Annotated in this window: 14 protein-coding genes; 3 read left to right on the top strand and 11 right to left on the bottom strand. The window is 71.5% G+C overall.

Annotation, left to right across the window (positions count from 1 at the left end; translation table 11 throughout):
• Nucleotides 1-128: 128 nt before the first annotated feature.
• On the bottom strand, nt 129-1,811 hold the full coding sequence (locus FJV41_RS14010) for an RCC1 domain-containing protein (RefSeq protein ID WP_181790625.1): 1,683 nt from the start codon (nt 1,809-1,811) through the stop codon (nt 129-131).
• Nucleotides 1,812-2,012: 201 nt separating this feature from the next.
• Entirely contained in the window at nt 2,013-3,611 is a 1,599-nt protein-coding gene (locus FJV41_RS14005; RefSeq protein WP_438616741.1) for a DUF1800 domain-containing protein, read from the bottom strand.
• Between the two features lie 270 nt (nt 3,612-3,881).
• Here FJV41_RS14005 and FJV41_RS14000 point away from each other — a divergent pair, with 270 nt between their 5' ends.
• Complete coding sequence (locus FJV41_RS14000) at nt 3,882-5,744, top strand: protein-arginine deiminase family protein (RefSeq protein WP_141642970.1); 1,863 nt, start codon at nt 3,882-3,884, stop codon at nt 5,742-5,744.
• Nucleotides 5,741-6,658 carry a hypothetical protein gene (locus tag FJV41_RS13995; RefSeq protein ID WP_141642969.1) on the top strand — a complete coding sequence of 306 codons (918 nt, stop codon included), beginning with the start codon at nt 5,741-5,743 and terminating at the stop codon, nt 6,656-6,658. Before FJV41_RS14000 ends, FJV41_RS13995 begins: the two co-directional genes overlap by 4 nt.
• 3 nt (nt 6,659-6,661) lie before the next feature.
• On the opposite strand, the gene FJV41_RS13990 is transcribed toward FJV41_RS13995, so the two are convergent.
• The 7 genes from FJV41_RS13990 to FJV41_RS13960 form a co-directional block, all read right to left on the bottom strand.
• A complete protein-coding gene (locus FJV41_RS13990) occupies nt 6,662-7,366 on the bottom strand; it encodes a response regulator transcription factor (RefSeq protein ID WP_141642968.1) in 705 nt (234 codons plus the stop codon).
• Nucleotides 7,363-9,186: a sensor histidine kinase gene (locus tag FJV41_RS13985; RefSeq protein ID WP_141642967.1), complete on the bottom strand. Its 1,824-nt coding sequence runs from the start codon at nt 9,184-9,186 to the stop codon at nt 7,363-7,365. Before FJV41_RS13985 ends, FJV41_RS13990 begins: the two co-directional genes overlap by 4 nt.
• Nucleotides 9,187-9,194: 8 nt before the next feature.
• Nucleotides 9,195-10,613 (bottom strand): YfbK domain-containing protein, encoded by a 1,419-nt coding sequence (locus FJV41_RS13980; RefSeq protein ID WP_141642966.1) that lies wholly within the window; start codon nt 10,611-10,613, stop codon nt 9,195-9,197.
• Between the two features lie 118 nt (nt 10,614-10,731).
• Nucleotides 10,732-11,400 carry a D-alanyl-D-alanine dipeptidase gene (ddpX, locus tag FJV41_RS13975; protein ID WP_141642984.1) on the bottom strand — a complete coding sequence of 223 codons (669 nt, stop codon included), beginning with the start codon at nt 11,398-11,400 and terminating at the stop codon, nt 10,732-10,734.
• Nucleotides 11,401-11,402: 2 nt separating this feature from the next.
• Complete coding sequence (queC, locus tag FJV41_RS13970) at nt 11,403-12,095, bottom strand: 7-cyano-7-deazaguanine synthase QueC (protein WP_141642965.1); 693 nt, start codon at nt 12,093-12,095, stop codon at nt 11,403-11,405.
• Nucleotides 12,095-12,694, bottom strand: a complete 600-nt coding sequence (locus tag FJV41_RS13965; protein ID WP_141642964.1) for a hypothetical protein — start codon at nt 12,692-12,694, stop codon at nt 12,095-12,097. The genes queC and FJV41_RS13965 overlap by 1 nt, the downstream gene beginning before the upstream one ends.
• 20 nt (nt 12,695-12,714) lie before the next feature.
• Nucleotides 12,715-22,263, bottom strand: a complete 9,549-nt coding sequence (locus FJV41_RS13960; protein WP_141642963.1) for a flagellar hook-length control protein FliK — start codon at nt 22,261-22,263, stop codon at nt 12,715-12,717.
• 152 nt (nt 22,264-22,415) lie between these two features.
• Between FJV41_RS13960 and FJV41_RS13955 the strand changes: the two genes are divergently transcribed.
• Nucleotides 22,416-25,004, top strand: a complete 2,589-nt coding sequence (locus FJV41_RS13955; protein ID WP_141642962.1) for a protein kinase domain-containing protein — start codon at nt 22,416-22,418, stop codon at nt 25,002-25,004.
• Between the two features lie 40 nt (nt 25,005-25,044).
• Here the strand turns inward: FJV41_RS13955 and FJV41_RS13950 are convergent, their stop codons facing one another.
• Both FJV41_RS13950 and FJV41_RS13945 read right to left on the bottom strand, forming a co-directional pair.
• Nucleotides 25,045-25,353: a hypothetical protein gene (locus FJV41_RS13950; protein WP_246137197.1), complete on the bottom strand. Its 309-nt coding sequence runs from the start codon at nt 25,351-25,353 to the stop codon at nt 25,045-25,047.
• A gap of 184 nt (nt 25,354-25,537) precedes the next feature.
• A complete protein-coding gene (locus FJV41_RS13945; protein WP_217441700.1) occupies nt 25,538-26,491 on the bottom strand; it encodes an NlpC/P60 family protein in 954 nt (317 codons plus the stop codon).
• Nucleotides 26,492-26,559: the final 68 nt, after the last annotated feature.

The following is a 26,559-nucleotide window of genomic DNA, read 5'->3' as shown; positions in this document are numbered from 1 at the left end:
GGCTGGAAGTCTATCCTCTTTCACGAGGAACTCGCGCCCTGGGTCCGTCCAGACGAGCGCCACGCATCCAGGTCCCAGCCACCTCGGGTCAGGTGGCTGGGCGGGAGGCGCGCTGATTCACGCATCCATCAACGCAAGGACGAGAGAATCGGGGTGAGGTGGTGGTTGCCCTCCGTTCCGTTGCCGGCCTGTCCGTTCGTGTTGTCGCCCCAGGCGAAGACAACACCATCGGCACGCATGGCCAGGGAATGGTCGAAGCCCGCCTTCACCGCCACCCCTCGCTCGAATCCGCCCACCAGCACCGGGGAGAGCCGCGTGAGGACCGTGCCATCCCCCAACTGCCCCTTGTCGTTCAACCCCCAGGCCCAGACCGTGCCATCCGCCTTGAGCGCGAGCGAATGGCGCGTTCCCGCTGACATGGCGACGACGTCGACGAGGCCTGGAACCACGGCGGGTGTATTCCGGGAGGTCGTCGTGCCATCACCGAGTTCACCGTGGCTGTTGTTTCCCCAGGCCCAGAGCGTGCCGTCGGACTTGAGTGCGAACGAGTGAGCCTCCCCAGCTGAAATGGAGATGACACCGCTCAACCCAGGCTTCTGCACGGGGAGATTGCTCTGCGGCGTCGTGCCATCGATTCCCCAGGTCCAGACGGTGCCGTCGGACCTCAAGGCCATGCTGTACCTGCCTCCCGCCGACACCGAAATGAGCCCCGTGGGGACCGTCGCCTGGACAGGGACGATGAAGGAGTCCTCCGTTCCAGTCCCAAGCTTCCCGTAGTAACCCGCCCCCCAGGCCCAGACGGTTCCATCCCAGCGCAGCGCAAGGGAATGAAAGGGACCGGCCGAGACCGCTCGGACATTGGTGAGGTTCTGCACCTGCGTGGGAGTGTAGTGGGCAGAGGATTGGGTTCCGATGCCCAGTTGGCCAAAGAAGTTGTTGCCCCATCCCCAGACCGTGCCGTCGGAGCGCAGCCCCTGCACGCTCAGATACGAGGACGACACCGTCTTCATGCAACTCAACACCGACACTCGCAGCGGATTCTGCGCGGAGTGGTCCTCAGGGTAGTCGTCCCCCAGGCTGCCATGTCCACTGTAGCCCGCGCCCCAGACACTGGCGTCGGTTCGCACCACCAGCGAAGTACCATCCCCCGCGGCCAGCAAGGACTGGGGAGAGAAGACATCTGCTTGCGTCTGGGGGAAGACGGCGCCCAGGCCTCCACAGTCGGTCATGAGCCGGAACGTGGATGAGAATCCGGCGTATTGCTCGAAGTCCACACCACTGACCTGGAAGGTGTGTGAGACCTCGTATCGATTGACGACCAGACCCGTGAGGGTATCCGTGTAGCTGTTGAGAAAAGTGACGCTCAGCGGAGCCGTCGTGTACGCACTGTTCGTCCCGCATCCCGGGGCCTGGGTGAGCCGGGTCCGCGCATATGAGCCACTCGCACCCGGCAGCAGCGCGATGTCGGCCGGGACAACGTGCCACCACGCCACGCGGACGTTGCGAACGCCGCCGCTCCCCGTGACGGTGTAGCCACGGTAGGTCAGCCTGGAGGCATCGGCGTAGTCGAAATCACAGCCCGGATAGTCGACCTGCGCCCTCACGGTGCCACGGGTGGCGACATCGGCACTCAGGGAGTGTTCGACGCCATGTGCATCCACATAGCCACTGGCCACCGGAAGGTCTCTCGGGTGTCGCTCCAGCAGGACCTCGGTGGAGGTTGCCTCCTCGAGGCTCGCGACCTCTTCGTCGCTCCCTCCGACCTGACAACCCATCAGCCCCACCACGATGGACATCACCGCGACACGCAAGGTACCGCGTGAATCCAGGCACCCTGCAGGCGACTCGATGGATGTACTTCCGGCGCACCGTCTCGGATGAAACATCTTCACAAGGAAGCTCCTGACTCGATTGGGACCGAGCGGTCCGTGAGACACCCAAGCCAAGGCCGAAAATTACGGCAATACAGGCAAATCTGGCAAGCCAGTGCCAGATGCCTGACGAGCGCAACGCTATTGCCGTTGAAACTCAGGTGAGCCGAGCAGCAACCCCGCGATGAGCTGCACGTCGACGGGGCCTGGTTCTCCTTCAGCGCTGGCGGCCTCGGTGCGACGAGACAGCGCCGCGAGCACCGTGGCCCGTGTCTCCGCCGAGGGCGCTGTCCCCAACAGCGTGTGCCCTAATGTGTCCACCCAGGCCTCCGCCGTGGGTGTCGCTGGCGTGGCGAGTGACGAAAGTGTCACACGCGCCCCGGGAAGCCGCCCCGACACCAGGTCCAGACTGAAGTTGAGCCGAGCCACCAGCGCGCCACTGTTCACCCACGGCGCCGCCCCTTCCGGAAAGCCCGTGGGCGCGGGCGCGCGGTAGAGCGGCTCACCCATCCTCGCCAGCGCCTGCACCAGCCGGGGACGCACCTCCACTTGCGCCCTCGTCGCCCGCAGCGCGGACACCACGAACTCGAACGGCGTCTTCACCTTCGCCCCTCGTGCCTCGGGAGCCCAGAACTCCGGCGAGTCGATGAGCGCGCGATACACCGTGGGCAAGTCCCCGTCCGAGTCGAGGAACACCTTCGCCAACCGGTCCACCAACGCGGGCGGCGGCGTGTCCGAGACGAAACGCCGCGCCAGCTTCGTCGCCAGGTGCCGCGCGGTCGCCGGGTGACGCGCGAGCAGGTCCAGCACCTTCTCTCCATCCGCCTCGCCACCGCGCGCGGGGATGACCTGGCCGAGGACCTGCTTGGCCTCCGTGTCATGCGCGCGTCGTCGGAAGAAGAACTCCGGCTCTCGACGAGGACGGCGGATGCTCCAGCCCGTGAAGCTGCGCGCCACCTCCCGCACGTCCTGCTGCGAATAGCCTCCGTCCACGCCGAGCGTGTGCAGCTCCAGCAGCTCCCGCGCGTAGTTCTCATTGAGGCCCGGCCTCGGCTCGGACGCAGCGGGGTCCTCGTCGTCGCCGTCCTCCTCCATCGTCGGCGCCACGTCGCGCTTCGCCATTCGCCGTGCGGGCCTCGGCATCCCGTCGCGCGTGCTCCTCCAGTTGTCGAGATAGAAGAGCATCGCCGGGTGGCGCGCCGTCGCCCCCAGCATGTCCCTGAAGCGCCCGAGGACATGCGGGCGAATGGCGTCACGCTCGTATGACGTCACCATCCACCGCACCGCTCCTTTGTCCGCGGACACGTTGAAGTGGTTGAACCAGAAGTCCACCAGCACCTCCTCCAGTGGATTCGGTCCCTCCACCGCGCGGAGCACTTTGGCGGCGGACAGCTCCAGGCCAATACGCGCGGGTGGCAGCAGCTCCCGGCCATCCAGCAGCGCCTGCTCCCGCTCCTTCTTGCCAGGGTAGTCACTGGCGAGCTGGGTCATCGACATCGTCAGGGTGGGCAGCTCCTGGAGCTTCGCTTCCAGCACCGGTGACACCGGCGCGTCCCGCCGCGCGAGTCGCGCCTCCACCCAGCCCCGCACGCCCAGCGCGCGGACCTCGGCCAGGTCACGCTCCGACGGACCGAAGGCCCACCGCTGAAGCAGGTGCACCTCCGCGCCCGGGCCGAAGTCTGGCGGCGCCTCACTCCGGACAGGGTGTGGGCTGCTCGCACATGAGAGCAGCAGGGCCACCAGGGAGCAGAGGGACACAAGGCGCATGGCGGGAACTGAACCCACGAAGGCGCCCGAAGTTACAGCGCGTTCGGCCTCGCTCGCCTGCCCTCCCCCGGGGTCGCCTCGACGGAAGCGGACGCGATGTCAACCATCACTTGCCTCGCGAAGGTCGCCCCGGGACGCACCCGATGTTGCTTGAACCCGAGGCCAAGATGCTTTTCGTATGCATACCAACGATGGGTGGGTGCCCCCCGGCACCGGACCGGTCATCCATCGACCCGGACCTTCATGAGCCTACCTCCCGAACAGCGCGTCACCTCCTGCGTGCCCCTGGGCGTGCTGCTCTCGCTGGTGCTGTTCAGCGGGTGCTCCGCCTTCGACTCGGGCAACGACACGAGCCAGAACTCGGACCGGCTCACCGCGCCCTTCGAGCCGAATGTGAATCTGCTCGCGGATGTGAACCGCGATGGCGTGGTGGACGCGGAGGACGAGGCGGGCGAGGACGCGTGGACCGCCGACCGGGGCGCCATCTTCCTGGCCAACATCGACGATGACCAAGAGCTCTGCGCCTTCAGCATGTCCTCCTCCATCCTGAGTGATGACGCGCTGGCGGCCTGCAACGACGCGCGGGACTCGGAGGTGAATGGGGACGAGGACCTGTTGGACCTGGCGCGGCTGCGCGTCGAGCGCTGGGCGGACGCGCCGGGCTACGCGGTGGGGAGCATCTCCGTGACGGGGCCCGCGAGCGACAAGGTGCGCCTGTTCAAGCAAATCGAAGGTGAGTTCGTCTCGTTCCGCATCGCCAACGTCCTGCCCCTGTCAGCGAAGAACCTGCGCGAGGGCGTGAACATCGCCATCGAGGCCAACGACATCGCGAGGGACCCAGCGGAGTGGGACGGGTACGCGGACGTGGTGCTGTCCATCTACCACGTGGATCGGCCGCAGGAGCGGTTCCAGGACACGGTGCGCCTGCGCGTCGCGCCGGTGGTGATGTTCCATCACCTGACGCCGGTGCGGAACGTCTACGTGTCGCGGTTGGATATCGAGGACTCGTCGCGCTTCCGTGGCGATTTGGGCAGGGCCCTCGCCGAGTCCGGGGAGCCGACGGCCTTCTCCGAGTTCGCGGTGGAGGACCTGTGGGCGCAGGACTACTTCGAGCCCGCATACATGTCGATGCCCCGGCTCGAGGGTGGCGGCGCCCAGCACGTCATCCAGGTCAACTACCGTTCGGCCAACGTGAACTGGGGCGCGACCAAGGCCCCGCTCCGAGAGGCGGGCCGCATCGTCTACTGGCTCCGGGGCAGGAATCAGGCGGCGGTGCAGCAATACCAGACGGGCATGTCCTCCGAATCCCAGACGCTCAACTCCCTGGGCAACACGGAGGTCATCCCGCCCTACGAGAAGGACGGCGTGAAGTATCCCCTGGGGCGGCTCTTGCGCGGCCGGGGTCCCGACTCGGAGCCCGACTTCCAGCCGGACCCCAGCTTCACGAAGATGCTGGAGGCCCAGGCCGTGCAGCCGCCGGTGTACCTGGACACGTCCTGGCTCGCCGTGGCCCACGTGGACGAGACGCTCAGCTTCCTCCCCGCCGACACGCCTCGCGGCTGGATTGCGCTGGTGGCGGACCCGGCCCAGGCGCGGCGCATGTTGCAGAACGCCCAGGCCCAGGGACATGGCGAAGCGAAGCTCTTCACAGGCATGCGCTGGCCGTATGACCGGCCCGCGGAAGCGACGGTGTCGGAGCTGTTGAACCATGCCGGGGTGATGGACGCCAACGCGCGGGCGGCGCTCGAAATCGACGAGCAGTTGCTCATCCTGCGTGAAGCGACGGGCCTCACCGACGATGAGATTGTCCGCGTGCCCTTCCTCTTCCAGAACGCGCCGAACGGCGCGACGGCGCTGCAACCCGGGACGGTGAATCTCCTGTCGGTGTCCCGCTCGCTCGTCATCGCGCCGGACCCGCACGGGCTCGTCATCGACGGGAAGGACATCTTCAAGGTGCAGCTCGAAGAGGCGCTGGCTCCTCACGGCATCCGGGTGCACTGGACGGACACCTGGGACCTCTACCACCTGGGAGGTGGCGAGGTTCATTGCGCGACGAACAGCGCGCGCGAAGTGCCTTCAACGAAGTGGTGGGAGAGCGGCCGATGAGTCACGCACTGTCCGCCGGCCTGGGCGCCGCGCTGTTGATGCTGTGGTTCACCTCGCCCGCAACCGCCCAGACGTCCCCTGTGGATGGACTGGGCGAGCTGCGAGAAGAAGTGGCCCGCGCGCGGCAGCAGACGCCCGAGGCCTTCGCGCGCCTGGAAGCGGTCATCCCCCAGGTGGAGGTGCTGGACTCACGCAAGCGGGGCACCCTCGCCGCCACCGCGCCGCTGTTCCGACAACTGGGTGCGCAGGCGCTGTGGCCCATGGTGGAGCGACTGGTCTTCGACGCGGGCCTGGCGACTCAACCCGCGCGCGACTCGGCGAAGCTGGCCCTCCAGGTGGGCATGGTGGAGGCCACCGGGGACCTGCGGGACGCGCGACTCCTGCCGCTGTGGAAGACCCTGCTGGAAGGCGCGGAGACGCGGCGTCCCGCGCGCCGCGCGGCGGCGGTGGCCCTGGCGAAGCTGGAGTCCCTGGAGGCCGCGGCGCTGCTCATCACGCTGTCCCCCCAGGAGGGCTTCCGCGGAGAGACGGTGCGCGAGGCCATGGGCCAGTGTCGCAGGCTGGTGGTCGCCCAGGCGCTGGCGGAGGCCCTCGCGCGCACCCCGGCGCCCTCGGAGGCCCGGCGGCTCGCCGTGGCGCTGGGCGACATCGGCTCCTTCTGGGCGTGGAAGACGTCCCAGCCGAAGGCCGCTCCCGAGGAAGGGGACGTGCGCCGCGTGGCCGCAGAGGCCCTGGTCAACGCCTGGCTGAACTACACCGGAGACGTCCAGCAGGCCCTCACCCAGGCGCTCATGCGCGTGGATGCGCCGGAGACGGGAGCTCTCATCCAGTCGATGCGGGCTCGCACGCGGGAGTCCAACCACCCCGCGCTGGAAGGCCTGTCGCGGCGGATGGCGAACAACCCGCTGCGCTGAGCATCAGGGCGCCTCGATTTCCATGCGGTAGCCCACGCCGCGCACCGTCTGGATGGCGAAGCGCGAGGCGCTGTTCCACCCCAGCTTCTTCTTCAGGCTGGAGACGAAGTTGTCCACGGTGTGCGGGTCCACGACGATGTCACGGCCCCACACCGCGTCGAGGATGTCATCGCGGCGCAACACGCGCTCACGCTCCCGCACCAGGAAGGCCAGCAGGTCGAACTCCGTGCGCGTCAGCTCCACGTTCGCGCCCTCGGGCGTCTCCAGCTTGCGGCGGTCCAGGTCCATCCGATAGCCGCCGAAGCGCACCTGCTTCGCCGGAGCACCGCCACCCGCGCGGCGCACCAGCGCGCCCACCCGGGCCAGCAGCTCGCGCAGGCGGTAGGGCTTGCCCAGGTAGTCCTGCGCGCCCGCCTCGAAGCCGCGCACGACGTCATCCTCCAGCGTGCGAGCGGTGAGCATCAGCACCGGCGACGTGACACCTTCCTCGCGCAGCGACCGGCACAGCGTGTAGCCGTCGCCATCCGGCAACATGACGTCCAGGAGGATGAGCTGGAAGGCGCCGCGGGCCAGGTGCTCGCGGGCCTCGCGCACGGAGGCCGCCTCTTCCACGGCGTAGCCTCCCTGGTGCTCCAGGCTGTCGCGCAGCGCGAGCCGCAGGTTCGGGTCATCCTCCACGAGCAGGATGGTGGGCTGGGTGGGGTTCATAGCGTCGCGTTGGGGGAAAAGGAGAGCTCGAAGGTGGTGCCCTCGGAACTGGAGGCCACCACGCGAAGGGTACCGGAGTGCAAGCGCATGATGCGGCGACACAGCGCGAGCCCCAGGCCACTGCCGGGAACTTCGCGCCCCTGCCCGGGCAGGCGGACGAACTCGCCGAAGACGCGCTCCCAGTCTCCCGGAGCAATGCCCACGCCGTTGTCGGAGAAGCGCACGCGTCCACCCGGCAGCGCCTCCACGCGCAGGCGCACGGGGACGCGGGTGTTGTAGGCGCAGGCGTTGCGCGCGAGGTTGGAGAGCAACAGGCGCAGCAGTTGGGCGTCGGCGCGCAGCTCCAGCTCGCCCACCTCCGCCTCCAACTCCACGGGGATTTTCGACCAGGCTTCCAGGTCCCTGCGCAGCAGCGACACCAGCTCGTCCAGGCGCACCGGCTCCAGCCTCGGCACCCAGCGGCCCTTGTCGATGCGGTTGAAGGACAGGAGGTTCTCCACCAGGAAGCCCAGCCCGTCCGCCTCGCGAACGATGCGCGCCGGATAGTCCCGGGCGTCCGTGCCTTCGGCGAGCCGCCACTCGAGGGTCTCCGCGAGCAGACGGATGGAGGCCAGCGGCGTGCGCAGCTCGTGCGACACCGTGGCCACGAAGTCGCTCTTCAGCTCCAGGAAGCGGTACTTGCGGTGCTGCGCGAGGAAGGCCAGCGCGGCGATGCCCAGGGCCAGCCCCGCGCACAGCACCACCATGCCCGTCTTCAAGCGGTAGCGGCTCTCCAGCGCGGCCTGGGCCCGGGCCCACTCGGGCGTGGCCACCGACAACGGCAGCGCGTCCAGCGACAGCACCGCCGCGTCCCCGAGCAGCCGCACCTTGCCCTCGGTGTCCAGCAATCCGCGCTCGCGCATCTCGCGCGTGAGCGACTCCAGCAGCTCCGACGCATCCACCGCCACGCCTCGCACCTGGTTGCCGCCGCGCGGCTCCAGGTACCAGCCGGCGCGCACCAGGGCCGGGCCCGGGAGGAACGCCGGCAGGGGCAGCGGACGGGCCGTCAGCTCGCGAGCGCGCGACTCGAAGTCGTCCACCGGCGCGCCCACCTTCGTGGAGAGCGCGGCCACCCGCTCGAGCAGGAACTGGAAGTCCACCGGAGTGAAGCGCGAGCGGCGGGACAACAGCAGCCGCTGGAGGCCATCCAGCCGGCCACCCTTGCCGTCCGCCAGGCCGTCCCGCACCAGCGCCTGCATGAGCTGCGGCACCGGGTCGCCGCGCTCCGCCAGCGACTCCAGCACCACCAGCAGGCCCGGCACGTCTCGCGTGGAGGCGAGCACGTATTGCGAGCGGTGCTGCAAGAGCGCCATCAGCGCCACCGTGGAGGCGCGACGGTCTCCCCGCGCGAGCGCCAGCTCCACCGCCCGCGTCCTCACGAGCCGCTCCGCCCACGGGTCTTCCGGGTCCTCCGACACCTCCGTGCCGGCGCGCAGCCGCGCATACCGCTCGCGGGCCGGCGAGACGTCACCGGTGTCATGAAGCGCGAGGCGGGGCAGCACCTGGGTGCCGCGCTCGCGCAGATAGAGGCCGGTGTCGGGAGCCAGCGGGTCCGCCACCGCGGCCTCGAGGGCGGGCTTCGCGGCCTCCAGTTTGTCGTGCAGGGACTGCGTCAGCGACGCGCGCGCATACTGCTCCAGCGCCTCGCGCCGCGAGTCGAGCGAGAGCCGGGCGTCCTCCCGCTCATTGGCGAAGATGCGATGGAGGTAGCCCAGTCCCCAGCCGAGCCCGACGAGGCCCAGCAGCAGCGCGACGAGCATGGGCAGCAGCCTGCGGAGCATGCTCGCGGCTACCTTCCGGGACCCGGGCCCGTGTCGGGGTCCATGGTGGACAGGGAGCCTGGGGGGCCGAAGCGGTCCTTGCGCTGGTCCAACGCGCCCGCCTTCTTGATGAGCGCGCCCAACTCCACCACGTCCTGACGGCTCACCAGCGGCTCCCCGATGTCCTGCCAGAGCGCGTGCAGCCGCGGCCAGTCGAGCGTGCGCGTCCAGTAGGAGCCGCGCAGCTTCTCCGCGAAGGCGGCGGCCACGTACACAAGCCGCGTGGAGGCGGCGACGCGCGCGGAGGACGAGCGCAGGACGCTGGAGGGCAGCAGCTTCTGCACGCGGCGCCACATGGTGTTCTCGCCCTCTTCATAGAGGACGCGCAGGGTGCCGAAGGCGATGGCGGGCCCTATCAGCTTCACCTCGTAGATGGCGGTGACGGACGTGCCCGCCGCCAGCGGCACGGACTCTGGCTCCGCGTCATCGTCGAACGGCTCCGGCGTGGCGGACTGGTTCTCGTACCCCACCAGGCGGTAGCGGGCCACGGCCTTCCGGTCGAACTCCAGTTGCACGCCCACGTCGGTGAAGGACTCGCGTGCGCGCACGCTCACTCGCACCACGTGGTAGCCCTTGCGACTTGGCGACGGGAAGCCTTCCACGTGGATGACGAACGGGCCCACCACGTCGCCGTCCTCGCCCACTTCGAAGCTGTTGACGAAGTCCTCCACCCGCACGGCCTCCTCCGCCGGCAGGGAGTCGCGCTCCAGATAGCCTCGCGTCAGCGCGTACGAAGCCGTGCTCACCTGGAACGTATACGTGGAGATGCGCTCCTCCTCCGTGTCGATGGTCGGATTGACGCCGTGGCCCCGCGTGTCCGAGTCACGCAGGGGCTTGCTGCCGGGAGCGAAGAGGCTCTGGTTCGTACCGTCGGGCCCGAGCACCGAGAGCTGGGGCAGCGCCCACGGTGGAGCCCGGTCGCGAATGTCCCCGGCCCGGGGGACGACCATCCACGCGACACCGTCCGACTCCAGTCGCAGCGGGGGAGCGAACGGAGCCAGCGGAGCGAAAGCGTGGGACGCGGTGCCATTCGTCGCGGCGGCGGGCGGGGACGACGTCACGGGCGCAAGCTCCACCTGCACGGTGAGCGTCTGGCCCGACTCCACCTTCACGTCCGCGCGCGTGACGGCCTGGAAGGACTCCTTCTCGAAGCGCAGCGCGTAGAGACCCGCCGGGAGCTGGGCGAGCTGGTAGTGGCCCTTCGCGTCCGTCAGCACGGTGCGCGGCGCCGGGAGCACGGGGGACGTCGCGGAGACCTTCACCCCCGCGAGAGGCTGCTGGCTCCGCGCCTGGAGGACCGAGCCCGCCACCGTGCCCGCCTGTGCCCACGCCGACGTGGCGAGACACAAGAGGACACCGCACAGGGAGCGCAAGAGAGCGGTCTTCATCGTGGGACCAACGCGGACACCGGGCGGAGCCTTCCCTTCGGATTCAGCCCAGCGTGCCGCAGGTGGCGCCCGGCTGCATCACGGTTCCATCATGGAGCCGGGGCCTTGGACTCTCGCGCTACTTCACCGGAGCGAAGGGCACGTCCAGCACCGGCCGGGACTTCGCATCCGGCAGGTCATAGTGCCACCACTCCATGCGGTTGGGCGCGAAGCCCGCGCCTTCCATCGCCTCTCGCAACACCTCGCGGTGCTTGCGCGACGCCTCGCTGCCACCGGCATAACCGTGGTGCGCCTCCGGCGTGAAGGTGTCGAAGGCGGTGGGCATCTCCACCTCCTTGCCCTCCAGCGTCACCATCGTCAGGTCCACCGCCCCACCCCGGTTGTGGTTGGAGCCCTTGCGAGGGTCCGCCACGTAGCCGGGCACGGGCATGATCTTCCACATCTCCCACTGCACGGCCCGGGGCCGGTAGCAGTCGTAGACCTTGAGCCGGTAACCCTTGGGCCGCAGCACGTCCGCCGCCGCCTTCAGCTTGCGCGCCGACTCCGGCAGCAGCAGGCAGCGCGCCGTGTCCGGATACACCTGCTTCTTCAGGAAGTTGTCCGCCGTCGCGTAGCGGAGGTCCAGCGCCAGGTCCTCCACCACCGTCGTCGCGTCCACGAGCGGCGCAATGCCACCCGCCTTCGCGCCCTTGGTCTTCGTGGGCTTCGCCGCGCCACTGTCCTGGGCCAGCGCCGTGCCGCTCACACACAGCCCCAGCACCACCACCCACCCCAGCCGCGTCGTCATGCTCATGCCCCCACCGTGTAGCGTGTCGGGTCCGGGACTCCCGCTTCCTCGAAGCCCTTCTTGCGCAACAGACAGCTGTCGCAGCGTCCGCAGGCGAGCCCCTGTGCGTCCGGGTCGTAGCAGGAATGCGTCATCCCGTAGTCCACGCCCAGCCGCGTGCCCTCGCGGATGATGTCCGCCTTCGTGAGTCCGGACAGCGGCGCGTGGACCGTGAAGCTCGCGCCCTCGACGCCCGCCTTCGTCGCCAGGTTCGCCATCGCCTCGAACGAGCGGATGAACTCCGGGCGGCAGTCCGGATAGCCGCTGTAGTCCACCGCGTTGACGCCGATGTAGATGTCCGTGGAGCCCACCACCTCCGCGAGCCCCAGCGCCAACGAGAGGAACAGCGCGTTGCGCGCGGGCACGTACGTCACGGGGATGCCGTGGCTCATCTCATCGGCCGGCCGGTCCTTCGGCACGTCGATGTCCGCGGTGAGCGCCGAGCCGCCAATCTGCCGCAGGTCGATGCTCACCACGCGGAAGTCCTTCACGCCCATGGCGCTCGCGACGTCCCGCGCCCGCTCCAGCTCCACCACGTGTCGCTGTCCGTACGCCACGGCGAGACACACCGGCTCGAAGCCCTTCGCCTTCGCCATGGCCACGCACGTCGTGGAGTCCAGGCCACCCGAAATCAACACCACCGCTCGCTTCGCCATCAGTCCCTCCGCACTCCCTGCACCTTGTACGCCGTCTTGCACGTCGCGGGAGTACACGTACAGGAGCCCGGCAGGAAGACATCTGTCAGCGAACCACACGCCAGCGACACGTCGTAGCCGTTCTCCGTGGGAGCAGGCGGGCTGCCGTCGGGGACTCCTCCGTCGAACGCGTTGCAGTCCCGGTTGAGCACGCGCGCCTGGCTGTCACTGAAGATGGTCACCTTCAGCGACTCCTCGATTTGAGAGTCCTTGCAGCCGGTGCCGCACGAAGCGCGCGGCGCCGTGGCACGGAGCGCGGAGTCGACAAGCTGCCCCTCGTACTTCGCTTCGCGGTCGAAGCCCTGCACGGTGAACCAGCCGGCGCCACCGTCGTCGTTCTTGGAGAACGTGCCCTCGAAGCGGAACACGCCGCCGTCGTCGAGCTGCGCGAACTCCGGCATCGCCGCGTCGCAGGTGGTGTTCGCCGGGTCCAGCCGTGCCTCGAACTGGAAGGTGCCCAGGAGCTGATTGCCCGGGTACACGGGGTCCGAATAACAGGCCATGGCCGTCACGACGGCGGCGGCGGGGAGGACGGAGAGGGCAATGTGCTTCAGGCGCATACGGCGCGGAGGCTACACGGCTACCCGACGTCGAGCACGCAAAGGGCCACGGCACGGAAGGCGCCTCCACGTCCGAGCACCGCGCCCACATCCACCCGCGCTGGGTCACTCCCGCGCACCTCCGCATCCAGACGCGCCAGGACGCGCCCCGCGGCGAGCGAGGCGGGCACCGCTCGGAAGGCCGCAACCGCCGCGGCCTCGAAGCCGGGCACCTCTCCAGGACGAGACAGCTTCACGCCGTCCTCGCCCAGCACGAGGGCCAGCGCGGACAGGTAGCCCAGCTCCACCGAGCCGAAGCACGACAGCGCGCCCGCGCCCAGCACCAGCGCCTCCGAGCTGACCAGGTACCCCTCAACACCACCCGAGGGGTCCACGTACACCCGCAGGCCGCTGGCCCCCAGCGACGACAGCAGGGGACGCAGCGCGGCGAAGAGTCGGGGGAAGCGCTCGGCCGTCACCGGCAGCGAATCCGCGGGCAGCGCATGCTCGAAGCCCGTGGGCACCGGCAGCGCGGACACTGCCGCCGCGGGCACCGTCGCCGTGCTGGAGGACAAGGCCGCGCCGACACCGTCCGCGCGCTCGGCGGCGTCCTGACGCTCCAGGAGCCGCAGGGCCTCCGCGAAGAGCGTCCAACCATCCACGTCCAGCGGCGCCGCGCGCAGCAGCTCCGGCCAGACGCGCACGGCGAACGGCGCGCCTTCAATCACCGGAGAGAGCCGCTCGCATGCGAGGCGGAGGACCTCTGGAGACAGGACCCCCGCGTCGAAGAGGCGTTCGGCGAGCCGGGCCGCGGGAGACACGAGCTGCGCGTCCAGATAGCCGCGGAGGATGGACTCCAGCACGCCGGGCTCGTCGGTGAGCCTCTCGCGCAGCCCCAGGGCCTCGCCCGTGAGACCGCGCTGCTCCGCCAGCCTCGCGCGGCGAGCGAGCCGCTCCTCCGTCTCCGGCAGCGCCTCCAACTGCGCGACGGCGTCCGCCACCTGGCCCAGGACCTCGTAGGCATCCGCCAGTCGCTCGCGATGGGGCGTGGCCGCGTCGGGCCCCTCCTCCACCGTCAGCCGCTCCGCGAGCGACACGAAGACGGCGGGCTCCTTCGACTCGTCCACCAGCGCCAGCAGGTTGCGCAGCGCGGGCAGGCTGGTGCCATCGGTGTCCAGCGCGCGCTCGAAGGCCGCGCGGGCCGCGTCGGGCTGGTCCAGCGGGCTCAGCAACAGCTCGCCGTGCTCCAGGTGCAGCGCGGCCAGGACGCGGGCGTCCTCCTCCACTTCGATGAGCCGCGCCAGCGAGCGCGCGGCGGCGTCGAAGCGGCCCAGCCCGTACTCCAGCGTGTGACGCTCGCGCAGCAGCGGCTTGCGGCGCGACGTCCATCCCTCCGCCGCCATGGCCAGCGCTTCCACGCGCGCGGCATCAGACAGGGCGCGCACACGGCCGAGCACCGCTTCCGAGAGCGCCTCCGGGTGCTTCTCCAGCCCCGGCAACAACAGGGTGAGCCGGGTGCCGAAGTTCGCATCGGACGACAGCTCGTCCAGGGCCCGCAGGCGCTGGAGCGCCGGGGCATCCGCCGCGCGAAGCACTTCGTCACGCAGGGCGACGGCGAAGGGCTCGTCACGCGTGACGGAGAGGGCCGCCAGCTCCAGCAGTCCTTCCGCGTCGCGCTCGGCGCGCAGGCCGTCCGCGAGGGCGGAGGCATGGGCCGCATCCGCGTCCGGCTGAGCCACCAGGGCCCACAGCGCCTCGCGCGTGCGCGCCGTGTCGCCGGCCTGCGCGGCCATGGCCAGCGCATCCGTCAGCTCTCCGGCGGCCATGGCGGGCGCGAAGCCCACCTGGAGCGCGCGAGTGAAGGCACCCAGCCGGCCGAAGCGTTCCGCCAGCTCCGCGGGCGCGAGGATGTCCGGTGCTTCGGTGGCGATGCGCTCGATGACCTCCAGCGCTTCACCGTGCTCGCCCGCCTTCTCCCAGAGGTCCGCGGCCTCCAGCAGCAGCGGCGGACGCTCCTCCGGCGAGGCGAGCCGCGCCGCCTGGAGCAGCGCCTTGGCGGCCCGGGGCGCCTCACCCAGGGCGCGATGCAGGTGGGCGACGCGCATCGCCGCGTCCACGTCCGGCTCGGTCGCCACGGCGGCCTTCGCCGCCTTCAGCGCGTCCCGCAGGCGCCCCGCGCTCTCGAAGGCCCGAGCGGAGGACAAGAGGAGCACCAGCCGCTCGCGACCGGAGACCAGCTCCGCGCGAGCCACCTGCACCTCGGCCCGGCGCGCGGGCTCATCACGCAGCAGCTTCTCCAGCTCCTCCAGCGCGACGGCATAGCCCGCGCCCGAGGCGCCACGCTCGACGACGGCTTCGAGCGACTCGCGGGCCCGCGACACCTGGTCCGAGTCGCGGAGCAGCGTGGCCAGCTCCAGGCGCAGGACGGACGCCTCGTCGGCATCCTCCAGGTGGGGCACCAGTCGCTCCAGCGCCTCCAGCAGCCGCGTCGTCTCCTCCCGCTCGCGCAGCCCCGTCACGAGGGCGCGCAGCGCGGTGACATCCTCGGGGGCGGCCTCGGCCGCGCGCTGGGTGAGTTCCCAGGCCGCGTCCACATCCGCGAGCGACTCGGCGGCCACGGTGGCGGCGGCCAGCAACAACTCGGCGGCGCGCACGCCACCGGCGGCCTCGGCGCCGGACTCGTACACCGCCAGCAGGTCCCCGTGGCGCCCCAGCGCGCGCAGGCCCGCCACCGCGCGGTCGATGACGGAGGCATCCGCCGGACGCAGTCGCGCCAGCGGCAGCAGCGCGTCGATGGCGTCCTTCGGGTCGTCGAAGAGGTCCGCCGCGCGGCGGTACAACACCTCCGCCGTCGCCGTGTCCTCCGCCCGCCCGGCCAGTTGCAACGAGGCCCGGTACAGCCCCGGTGCGTTGCCCGTGCGCGAGTGGACTTCCGCCAGCAGCGACAGCGCCTCGCGGCCGCGCTCGCCTTCCGGCTCCAGCGACACCACCGACTCGAAGGCATCCGCCGCGTCGTGGTACGCGTTCGCGCCCAGCGAGGCATGGCCCAGCCGCAGCCACGTCCGCGCGCGCACCGTCACGGGCAGCGTCTCGCCACCGGCCGACAGCAGGCGTCGGTCATACGGTCGCGCGGCGGCGGGGCCTCCGCTCTGGGCCGCGAGCTCCGCGCGCGCGGAGAGCGCCTCCACGTCGTCGCCCGAGGAGCCCAGGTACACGTCGAACGCTTCGGCGGCCAGCAGCGCCTCGCCCGCGTCCAGCAAGCGGGTGGCGCGCTCACGCAAGAGCGGCAACGCTTCCTCGGGAGGCAGGGCCGCGGCGCGCACGGCCAGCAACTCCGACAGCCGGCGCACGTCTCCGGCCGCGCGCTCGCGCACGCGCTCGAAGGCCTCCACGCTCGCGGGGCTCAGCTCGAAGGCCCGGTCCTCGCACAGCAGCGCGCGCTCGCGGGCACCCGCCGCGCGGAAGGCCCGGGCGGCGGCGAGGTAGCTGTCCGCGGCGTCGGCATCCGACTGGCGCTGGGCCCGGCGCAGCATCAACTCCGCGAGCGACTGCGGGTCCTCGTTCTCCTCCAGGAAGGCGCGGTGCCGCGAGAAGACAGGCTCGCGGAAGGGGTCGGCCTCCAGCAGCACGGCGTCGAACTCGGCCGCGTCCGCGTGACGCTTTACCTCGTGCAGCAGCTCCGCCGCCTGCGCGGTGAGGTCCAGGTCATCCGGGCGAGCGGACCGTGCGGCGATGAAGGCCGCCGCCGCCGCGTCCGGGCGCCCCGCCCTGTCGCGGTACAGCACGGCCGCGCGCTGGAGCAGTGCCGCGCGGCGCTCCGTGTCCGGCTCACCCTCGGCGCACTCCTCGTACCAGGCCGCCAGCTCCGCCAGCCGCCCGTCCCGCTCCAGGAGGCGGGCCAGCAGCGTCTCGGCTTCATCCAGCGAACGGTCCTGCCGCAGCGCTCCGCGCAGGAAGCGCTCCGCCTCTTCCGTATCCGCGAGCACGCCCAGGTGCAACTTCGCCAGCCGCAGTCGCAGCGCCGCCGCTTCCTTCGCGTCGTCCAGCAGGGGCAGCGCGCGCTCCAGCCAGAGGGCCTCCGCGTCGGCATCGTCCCGGCGCTCCGCCAGCGCCGCGCCCAGCCGCGCCGTGCCCAGGTCCTCCGCCAGCGAGAAGGCGCGGTCCAGCGCGCTCTCCGCCGCAGCCAGGTCCAGCTTCACATCGCGCAGCAATTCCGCGCGCCGACGCTCGCACGCGGCGGCCTCGGGGGCGCGCCCGCGCGACTCCAGCAAATCTCGCGCGTCCGCCAGTGCCCGGAGCGCGTCGTCCGCGCGGCCCGTGGCCTCCGCGAGACTCGCCTCTTCTTCATGGGCCGCGAGCGTCGCGGCCACGTCGCCCACCTGGAGGCTGAGCGCGGCCACATGGCGCAGCTCCGCGAGCAGCTCCAGCGAGCGACCCGTCTCGCGGTAGAGCGAGGCGAGCTGGAGGCGCAGCGGCAACGGCATCGTCGCCATCTCCGCCGCGCGCGACAGCAGCGACGCCGCCACACCCGCGTCGGCGAGCGCGGCACGCGCCTTCTCCGCGAGCACCACGAGCCGCCGCACCGTGTCCTCGGAAGGCGCCAGGGCGCGCGCGTGGGTGACGAGCACCTCGAACGCGCCGCGCGGGTCGTCCTTCTCCAGCAGCGCGGAGAGCCGCTGCACCGCGGGCTCGCACAGCGGCCGCTCGACGAGCAGCTTCCGGTACGCCCCCACCGCGCGCTTCGTCTCGCCCGCGCTCTCCGCCAGCTCCGCCAGCCGCAGCCAGGTGGCCTCGGCCGCGTCGGCGCTCGCGGTGAAGTCCGCCGTCGAGGCCAGCGTCTCTTGGAGCGGCAGGGCCTCCAGCACCGCGCCGCGCAGGTAGAGCAGCTCCGCCAGCGACGCCAGCTCCGCGCCGCGCGCCGGCACCAGGGAGTGCGCCTTGCGTGCCAGCTTCAGCGCGCGGTCCAGGTCCTGGGCATCCCGCGCGTACGCGGCGCCCTCGCGCAGGAGCGTGGCCGCCTCGGACGTCGTGGCGCTCTCGGCGGCGGTCTCCAGCAGGGCCGCGGCCTCGCGCAGCTCTCCGCGCCCGGCCACCAGCGACACCAACCGGCGTCGCACGTCCGAGTCGCCGGGAGCGAACCGCAGCGACTGTCGCAGCGCCGCCTCCGCGGGGGCCGGCTGCTCCAGGCGCTCCAGGTAGAGCGACGCCAGCTCCGCGTACATCGCCGCGGACTCGGACGGCGGAGCATGAGGCGCCTCGGCCGCGAGCAGCTCCGCCAGCGCCGCCCAGTCCTCCAGGGCCCGCAGCGCGCGCTGCAAGGAGACGGTGGCCCGCGCGTGACGCGGGGCCAGCGCCAGCGCGGCCTGAAGGCTCCCGCGTGCCTCCGCCAGCTCTCCTCGCGTCTCCAGCAGCGTGGCGCGAGCGAGCAGGGCCTCGACGCGGCGGGGCGTGGGGCCCTGGCGAGCGGCCTCGGCGAGCGCGGCGGCTTCCTCGTCCGGGCGCTCGTCGCGGTGGGCCAGGTCGGCCAGGGTGAAGAAGGCGTCACAGCGCTCGGCGTCCGACGGGGACAGCGCCACCGCGGAGACCAGCGCCTCGCGCGCGAGCCCCCGCTCATCCTTCTCCGCCAACACGGTGGCCAGGGCGAGCAGCCGCTCCCGAGCGCGCGTGCCCAACTGGGCATCGGCGACCACGGCGCGACGCCACACTTCCAGCTCCCCGGCCTCGTCTCCGGACTCACGCGCCAACTCCGCCAGCGCGAGCAGCAGGGCCGCGGGACGGCGGGCCAGCGTCGCGGCCTCGGAGAAGTCCTCGCGCGCGGCGGAAATCCGGCCCGTGGCGCGATGGAGCACGGCGCGACGCGCGAGCAGCTCCGAGCGGTCCTCGCCCGTCGCGGACGCCACCAGCGCGCCCAGCAACTCCAGGCGCTCGGCTTCCTCGTCCGAGGAGCCCGTGCCCGGAGGCGGCAGCAAGTCCAGCAGCGCCTGCGCCGCCCAGGTGTCCTGCGGCTCCTCCAGTCGCAGGCTGCGCAGCGAGTCCACCGCCGCGCCGGCACGACCGAGCACGAGGGACAGCTCCGCCAGCTCGCGACGGGCCGCGCGCCGGGGCTCGCCGGACAGGCGCGGCCACAGCTCCACCAGCAGGTCCGCCAGCGCCTCGCGAGCGCCGGCCTTGCGGTGCAGGTTGACCAGCTCCACGCGGGCGTCGAGGTCCTCGGGAGCCCGGATGCAGTACTCGGACAGCAGGCGACGCGCGGAGTCCGTCCGGCCCGCGCGCACGGCGGCGCTGGCGGCCTTGCGCGTGAGCGCCACCCGCTCCGCTTCCCGGGGCGCGTCCGCGTCCACCGGAGGCAGCGCCAGCACCGCCTCGAAGTCCTCCAGCGCAGAGCGCGCGTCGGTGGGCAGCTTCAGCTCACCGCGTCGCTGGCGCGCGGGCGCGAAGGACGCGTCGCGCTCCAGGGCCTCGGCCAGGAACGCCTCTTCGCGACTGGTGCCCGCCGCCAGCAGCGAGGCGCGGTAGAGCAGCTTCGCGCCGGAGCGGTCCTCCGGCACCAGCGCGGCGCGGCGCGCATACAGCCGGGCGGCTTCCAGCTTCTCGCCCCGCTCCAACTCCAGCTCGGCCAGCGACTCCAGCACCTCGGCCGCCAGCGGCCCCTGGGGACTGGCCTCCAGCGCGGCCGTCAGGCGCAGCAACGCGGCGGCCTTCTCGCCCCGCTCCAGCAGGGCACGAGCGCTCTGGAGGAACAGCGGCGCGGCTTCCTCGGCGCGGTCGGCGCCCATCAGCGCCTGGGCACGGCCCGCCCACAGCTCGGCCAGTGCCTGCGTCTCGCCCGCCTCCGTGTAGAGCGACTCCAGCCGCGCGGCCAGCGTGTCATCCAGCCGGCGCAGCGGCAGCGCCTGCGCGTACGCGGCGATGGCGCCTTCGCGGTCGCCCAGCATCTCGCACGCGCGACCCAGCCGGGCGCGCACGTCCGCCAGCTTCTCCGGCGCCGCGGTGCGCGGCAGCGTGGACAAGAGCGACTCCAGCGCGCGTCGGGCGTGCTCGGGGCGCTCGCAGCGCAGCGACAGGTCCGCCAGGTCCAGCAGCACGGCGGAGTCCGGGGCCAGCCGCGCCGCCTTCTCCAGCGCCACCAGCGCGTCACCCACCCGACCCAGGCGGGCCTCCAGCACACCGGCCAGCTCTCGCAGCGCCGCGGCGGCGAGCCGCTTGTCGCCCTGCGCCTCCGCCACCCGCGCGCGCTCCTCCAACGCCACGGCCAGCCCGGCCATGTCCGCGCGCTTGCGCTGCAGGGCGCACAACTCGCCCAGCGCGGGCAGGTCATCCGGCTCCGCGCGCAGCACTTCCTGGAGGGAATGCACCGCCAGGTCCAGGTCGAAGGCCAGGTCGCGCGCGGCCACCGCGAGGCGGCGGTACTTCTGCGCGCGCTCCTTCACGTCCGGAGCCAGTCGCGCCAGCGCGGACAGGCACCGCGTCAGAAGCGGCCCGTCACGCCGCGCCTCGGCCAGCGCCAGCAGCGACTCCAGCGCGGGACGGTGGTCGGCATCCGCCTCCAGCGCGAGCAGCAGCAGTTTCTCCGCCTTCTCCGGCTGCTGGAGTCGGCCGCGATACAGCTCACCCGCCTCCGCCCAGGACGCGGCGCGCTTCGCCGGCTCGTCCTGGAGCGCGGCGGACTTCTCCAGCGCGTCGGCCAGCTCCAGCGACTTCCCGGTGATGCGGAAGTACGGAATCAGCTCCTCGAGCGCCACCGCGTCGCGCGGGTCCAGCGACAGCGCGGACTCCAGGTGCTCGCGCGCACGCGCCGGGTCTCCCAGTCGGGAGCGGTACAGTCGCGCCAGCGCATGGTGGCTGGCGTGCGCGGCATGGCGGACGCCTTCCGAGCGCGGCGCCGGCCCCGCGAGCTCCAGCGCCTGCTGGTAGCCCGCGAGCGCCTCCTGCAACCGGCCCAGTCCTTCCGCCACGCGCGCGGCGGCGAACAGCGGCTCGGCCTCCCCTGGCAGCAGCGACACCGCCTCGCGGTAGCGCAGGAGCGCGTTCTCCGGCTGCTTCAGGCCCTCTTCCCACACGCGGCCGGCCATCAGGTCCGCGTGGCCCACGCGGTCCAGCTCGTGCCGGGCCATGGACACTTCACGCAGCCGGTCCAACGCCTTCAGCGCGCGCAGGTGCTCGCCGCCCCGGTGACACAGCTCACCCAGCAACAGCAGCGCATCCGACTGGTCCGGCGACAGTCGCAGCGCCGCCTCGCAATGCAGGCGCGCCCCCGCGATGTCGTCCTCCGTCTGCGCGCACAGTCGCGCCAGGTGCACGTGCGCGTCCGCGGCCTCATGCGGGTCGCGAGCGAGCGCCGCCAGCCGACGGTACGCCCGCACCGCGCCCGCCTTGTCCCGGGCCTGGTCCGACGCGCGCGCCAGCGCCTTGAGCGAAGGCAGGTGGTCCGGCTTCAGCCCCAGCAGCTCGTGCAGCGCCTTCACCGCCACCTGGGGCGCGGTGTCTCGCGAGCAGCGCGCGGCCGCCTCGGCGGAGAAGAAGGCCGCGGCCTCCTCCGAGGTGCGACGGGCCAGCGCGCACAGCGCCAGGTAGCGCTCGGCGGCGCGGGCACCCTCGCCCCGACGCTCGCGCACCACGGCCTCGCCCCACAGCGCGGCGGGACTGCGGTCTCGACGACGCTGCAGCGTGGCGGCCACGTCCAGCGCCAGCTCATGCGCCTGCGGGTCCGCCACCAGCAGCGAGAGCAGGCGCTCGGCCGCGAAGGGGTGCGCGTCCTGCGCGTCCCCGGCCTGGAGGTACTGCTGTCGCGCCTCGGCCAGCCGGCCCTGGGCGACGAGTCCCTCCGCGTCCGCGAAGGCCCGCGCGCCCTCCAGCGTGAGGAGCAGTTCCTCATCCGGCGCGGACGGCGGAGGCAGGCCACCGGCCGCGAAGCGCAGGCGCAGCCCCGTGCTGGACACCTCCGCGGCGGACAGGCGCGCGGTGTCCAGCGACGGCATCTTGTACCCACGGCTCACCGCCGCGAGCTGACACAGCGCGGGCAGCACGCGGGTGGAGAAGCCGGAGGCACCGCGCACCTCCACGTCCGGCACCAGCGCCAGCGCACCCACGGCCGCGGACAGGAGCCCGGGCACCTGCACCGACGGCGTGGAAGAGAACCCGTAGAGGCGGACGTCGTAGAGATAGACGGCGAGCTTCTCCCCGTCCGCGTCGAAGGCCACCTTGAACGTGAAGGGCGTGCGCTCCGGCGCGGGCAGTCGGCCCTGTCCTTCCAGGTATCCGGGACGGAAGTGCAGCCGCACCTCCTCCAGGCCCGCGAGTCGCCCCGCCAGCTCCGCCACCCGTCGCGTCACCAGGTCCGCGTCGACGGACAGCTCCAGGAAGCCGAAGTGCAACTTCTTGCGCTGATAACGCGTGGCACCGGCGCTGACGTTGAACGGGAAGCTGACGTCCGGAATCTGGAGCGCGAAGTCGGAGATGCGCAGGCCCGGCACGACTTCCAGGGCCGGGAAGCCCACGAACGCCCTGCGGTCCAGCAGGCGCAGCTCGGGTGCGGCGGCGCGCGCATCGGGCGCCGCGGTGGGCTTGGGGGAGTCGCTCTCGTTGGCCATCGCGGGAGCCTGGAAACTACCACGGGGTCCAAGCGCCCGAAATTTATGACAATCCCCCGCCCGGGGGGCAACCAACGGGGCTGGGGGACCCCAGGGCCGCATGTGTTGTTCGTCATGCGCGCCGGACTGAAGTCGGACAATATGCGCCCGGCGTGCTGGCTCCCGACTCCCTCGTCCTCGACGGTCGCTTCCGAGTACTCCGTCCCTTGGGTTCGGGCGGAATGGGCGAAGTGTACCTGGGTGAACAGGTCTCCCTGGGCCGCAAGGTGGCCATCAAGGTCCTTCACCACGACCTCAACGCCCAGCCCGGCATGGCCGAGCGCTTCAAGCGCGAGGCCCGCCTCCTCTCCGCCGTCGAGCACCCCGCCGTGGTGCACATCGTCGACTTCGGTGAGTCCGGCGACCACGCGTGCCTGGTGATGGAGTTCGTGGAAGGCGAGAGCCTCTACGACGTGCTCACCCGGGGCGCCATGCCGCCGGGACGCGCGCTGCCGCTGCTCCACCAGCTCGCGGAGGGCCTGTCCGCCATCCACGAGAAGGGCATCATCCACCGGGACCTGAAGCCGGAGAACGTCTTCATCTCCCCCGGCGTGCGCGGCGAGCAGGCCCGGCTCCTGGACTTCGGCATCGCTCGACTGGTGGAGCCGGACGCGCAGAGCAACGTCAGTCAGGTCGGCGTGGTGCTCGGCACCCCGGAGTACCTGTCGCCGGAGCAGGCAGTGGGCGCGAAGGTGGACACGCGCAGCGACCTGTACACCTTTGGCGTGCTGACCTACCGCGTGCTGTCCGGACGGCTCCCCTTCGATGGGCCGCAGGCGCGCCACTTCCTCGCCCAGCACGCCTCCCACGCCCCGCTCCCGTTGGACAGGGCAGCGCCTTCCCTGTCGCGCTACATCGGTCTGCTGTCGCTGGTGATGCGCCTCCTGGAGAAGAACCCGGCCAAGCGGCCCCAGAGCGCGCACGAGCTGGCGGATGCGCTGGCCGCGGCGCACTCGTCGCTGTCCGCCTTCACGCCCGGCCTGGGCACGCCCGCCTACGTCAGCGCTCCCACCACCAGCACCACGCCGTCCGGCACATCCGTCTTCGGCGCGGGAGAAGCAGCGAGCAGCGGCCCCAGCGGGACGTCCGTCTTCGGCGCGGAAGAAGCGTCAGCCCCTCTTCCGAGCCGCTCGAGTCGAGGCACCGCCGCGTTCGGCATGGAGTCCTCGACGGGCCCCGACAGCGCGGCGTCCGCGCCCGTGGCGATGCGCACGGGCACGGCGTCCTTCGGCACGCGGCCCTCGCTGTCTGGCAGCACGTCGACGGTGAAGCCTCAGAACCTGACGGTGATGCTCACCGACATCCAGGGCTTCACCGAGCGCACCAGCCGGCAGACGCACGAAGAGAACGCGCGGATGCTGGAGACGCATGACCGGCTGCTGATGCCCCTGGTGCGAGAGCACGAGGGACGCCTCGTGCAGAAGCGCGGCGATGCCCTGCTGGTGGTGTTCCGCTCTCCCACCGCCGGCGTGTTGTGCGGCATGGCCATGCAGGACCGGCTGTGGCGCCACAATCAGTCGCTGCCAAACGAGGAGCGGCTGCACGTGCGCGTGTGTCTGCATGCCGGCGAGGTGCTGCTGACCGCCGACACCGTGCTGGGCGAGCCCATGGAAGTGGTGGAGACGGTGGAGCACGTCGCCTCCGCGGGACAGGTGACCTTCACGGAGGCGGTGAACCTGGCGCGCAATCGCGCAGGAGCGGACGTCGAGCCGTGCGGCTCCATCACCCTCCCCGGCCGCGAGGAACAGCTCCAGCTCTACCGCTGCCAGCAGGCGGCCGAGGGGCCTCCCTTCGGCGTACGTTTCGAGAAGCAGAACGCCCTCATGGTGCGACTGGCCCCCGCGGTCCAACGGACGCGCGCGGCGCTGGCTCCCATCTCCCAGCGGGTGCGCTCCCTCGGAAGCTCCCTGCGCACGGCGACAAGCACGCTGGGCGCGGGCCTGTCCCGACTCGGCGCGGCCCTGAAAATCCCCCCGAAGCTGAAGGAGGGACTCGGCAGGACGGTGGTGCTCGCGCGCGCGAAGCCGCGTCAGGCGGCTGCGGTGCTCGGAGCGGTGGTGCTCCTGGGCGGCGGCGTGGCCCTGGTGGTACATCTGAACAGCCCCGCCGTGCGCGCCATGTCGCTGCTGAAGGCTGGAAAGAGCAACGAAGCGCTGGCGCTGCTGAACGCGACGTCGAACGAGGAGCAGAAACAGCCCTCGGTGCGGCGCGCGCTCGCGGCGACCCACCACGCGCTGCGCAACCACGACAAGGAGCGGGTGCTGCTCGCCACGCTGGACGTGGACGGGCGCGCGGAGGTGGAGGACTCCGTGCTGGATGGGCTCGCGGAGGACTTCGGCCGCGGCGACATCGACGAACCCGTGCGCAAACTGCTGGCCACCCTCCCGAAGGAACGGGTGCGCCCTCACTTCGAGTCCCTCGTCGAGGACGAGTACTCGCTGAAGCAGTGGGGGGCGCTTCGCTACCTGGACTCCTCGGAGCTCGCTGACGAGGTGGACCTGGTGGTGGCCTACTCCAAGGCCCTGGAGGCGAAGGAGTGCGGCGTGCGCAGGGCCGCCGCGAAGCGGCTGGGCGTGCTGGGCAACACGGACGCGGTCCCCGCCCTCATCCGACTCGCCGAGTTGGGCAGCACCAAGGGCGGCGACTGCGGCCAGGACGAGGCGAACCGGGCCATCCAGAAGTTGAACAAGAAGGGCGGCTGAAACCCGGGAGGCGTGTCACCCCCGGCCCCATCGGTGGTGCTCAGTCGTCGCGCCGCGCGTGGCCCTTCTTCTTGCCCTTGCCATGGCCATGACGGTGGTCGTCGTCATCCCAGTCGTCGTCATCGTCCCGGTCATCGCGCCGGGCCTTCACCTTCTCGTCCACCCTGAGCAGGTTGCGGGAGAAGGCGTCGTACTCCAGATGCAGGTGGCCTCGCGCACCGGGAGCGGCGGCGAAGAACTTCACCTTCCAGATGTCGTTGCCCGTCCGGTGCGCCTCCTTGAGGCGGCAGTCATAGCGGCGCGAGCGACACTCACCGAAGCCCCGGTCCACCGCCTCATTGTAGGACATGGAGGACGGCCGCGAGGGCGGAGGGGGCCGCGGGAGCGAGGGGCGGTTCGGCGGGCGCGCATGGAGGTGACAGCCCGACGCGAGCAGCAACCCACCGATAAGCAGCACGATTCTCATGCCGTCATGACGCATCAACCGCACGGAGCTTCAAAGCCACGCGGGGTGTGAGTTGACGACTGGAAAACTACAGTCCATCGGGGGACGCGAAGGCCACGAAGAGTTCGCCGGTGAGGTACGCGCGCGCACCCTTCGTCGCGGGCCGGAGGAAGTCATTCACCACGGGGCCACCCTGCGCGAGCTGATGCTTCTCCGGGTGTGACAGGTTCATCCGACTGCGGGCCACACCCTTGCTGCCTCGGTGGATGAAGGTGACGGTGCCATCTTCTGCCACACCCTCCACCACGCCGACATGGGTCATCCCGTCATTGCGACGGCCGTCGCGGTTGCGGTCGTACGTCTCGCGGAAGAACACGAGGTCTCCGGGACGCGGCGCGCGGTGGTGCAGCCGCTTGCCATCCGTGGCGCGACGGAAGATGGCGGACACGGCGTTCTCTCCCGCGAGGAAGCCATGCGCGACCAGGTCGATGCCGGCGGAGAGATAGGCCAGACGCACGAAGCCAGAGCAGTCGTTCGGCATGCCCCGGCTGACCTTCGCGAGGTTGCGCTCACCGACGAGCTGCATGGAGCGAGACACGATGAGCCGCGCCAGTTGCATCGGCGTGCGGTACGCATCCCAGAAGCCCTCCATGTCGGTGGCGGGGCGCACGACGAGGGCGACAGCCTCCAGCGCGGCCGCGATGACACCCGTCACGAGGGGGCGCTCCTTCTCCTCGAGGACGACGGTGGACACGACTCGCGGCGCCACCTCGGTGTGCGGCGCTCCCTCGGCGGCTTCCGGCGTCGCCGACTCACCGCTCTTCACCGTCGTGGGCGCTTGAGCGGAAGCCTCGGCCGCGGACTCACCCGGTGTCACCGCCCCCACACCCTCGGCGGCGGGTGCCGTCACGACCTGCTCGGAGGGTGCCACCGCCGCGTGTGACGGGACCTCCAGGGCGGTCCCCACTTCGCGCGACTGCACGGTGGCACAGCCGATGAGAGCGCACAGCGGAACGGTGGCGAGCAGGCGAAGACGGGACAACCGAAGGACCTTCCGAAAGTTGGCGCCGCATTCAATCCCACGTTTTTGGGGGTGCCGCCAAGAACTCG

Origin of the sequence: Myxococcus llanfairpwllgwyngyllgogerychwyrndrobwllllantysiliogogogochensis (assembly GCF_006636215.1) — a bacterium.
GTDB classification, from domain to species: Bacteria; Myxococcota; Myxococcia; order Myxococcales; family Myxococcaceae; genus Myxococcus; species Myxococcus llanfairpwllgwyngyllgogerychwyrndrobwllllantysiliogogogochensis.
This window is presented reverse-complemented; position numbering and strand designations above follow the sequence as displayed.

Coding starts and splice junctions, on each gene's coding strand:
- FJV41_RS14000 (WP_141642970.1), top strand. CDS start 3,882: ATGAGCCTACCTCCCGAACAGCGCGTCACCTCCTGCGTGCCCCTGGGC.
- FJV41_RS13995 (WP_141642969.1), top strand. CDS start 5,741: ATGAGTCACGCACTGTCCGCCGGCCTGGGCGCCGCGCTGTTGATGCTG.
- FJV41_RS13990 (WP_141642968.1), bottom strand. CDS start 7,366: ATGAACCCCACCCAGCCCACCATCCTGCTCGTGGAGGATGACCCGAAC.
- FJV41_RS13985 (WP_141642967.1), bottom strand. CDS start 9,186: ATGCTCCGCAGGCTGCTGCCCATGCTCGTCGCGCTGCTGCTGGGCCTC.
- FJV41_RS13980 (WP_141642966.1), bottom strand. CDS start 10,613: ATGAAGACCGCTCTCTTGCGCTCCCTGTGCGGTGTCCTCTTGTGTCTC.
- ddpX (WP_141642984.1), bottom strand. CDS start 11,400: ATGACGACGCGGCTGGGGTGGGTGGTGGTGCTGGGGCTGTGTGTGAGC.
- queC (WP_141642965.1), bottom strand. CDS start 12,095: ATGGCGAAGCGAGCGGTGGTGTTGATTTCGGGTGGCCTGGACTCCACG.
- FJV41_RS13965 (WP_141642964.1), bottom strand. CDS start 12,694: ATGCGCCTGAAGCACATTGCCCTCTCCGTCCTCCCCGCCGCCGCCGTC.
- FJV41_RS13960 (WP_141642963.1), bottom strand. CDS start 22,263: ATGGCCAACGAGAGCGACTCCCCCAAGCCCACCGCGGCGCCCGATGCG.
- FJV41_RS13950 (WP_246137197.1), bottom strand. CDS start 25,353: ATGTCCTACAATGAGGCGGTGGACCGGGGCTTCGGTGAGTGTCGCTCG.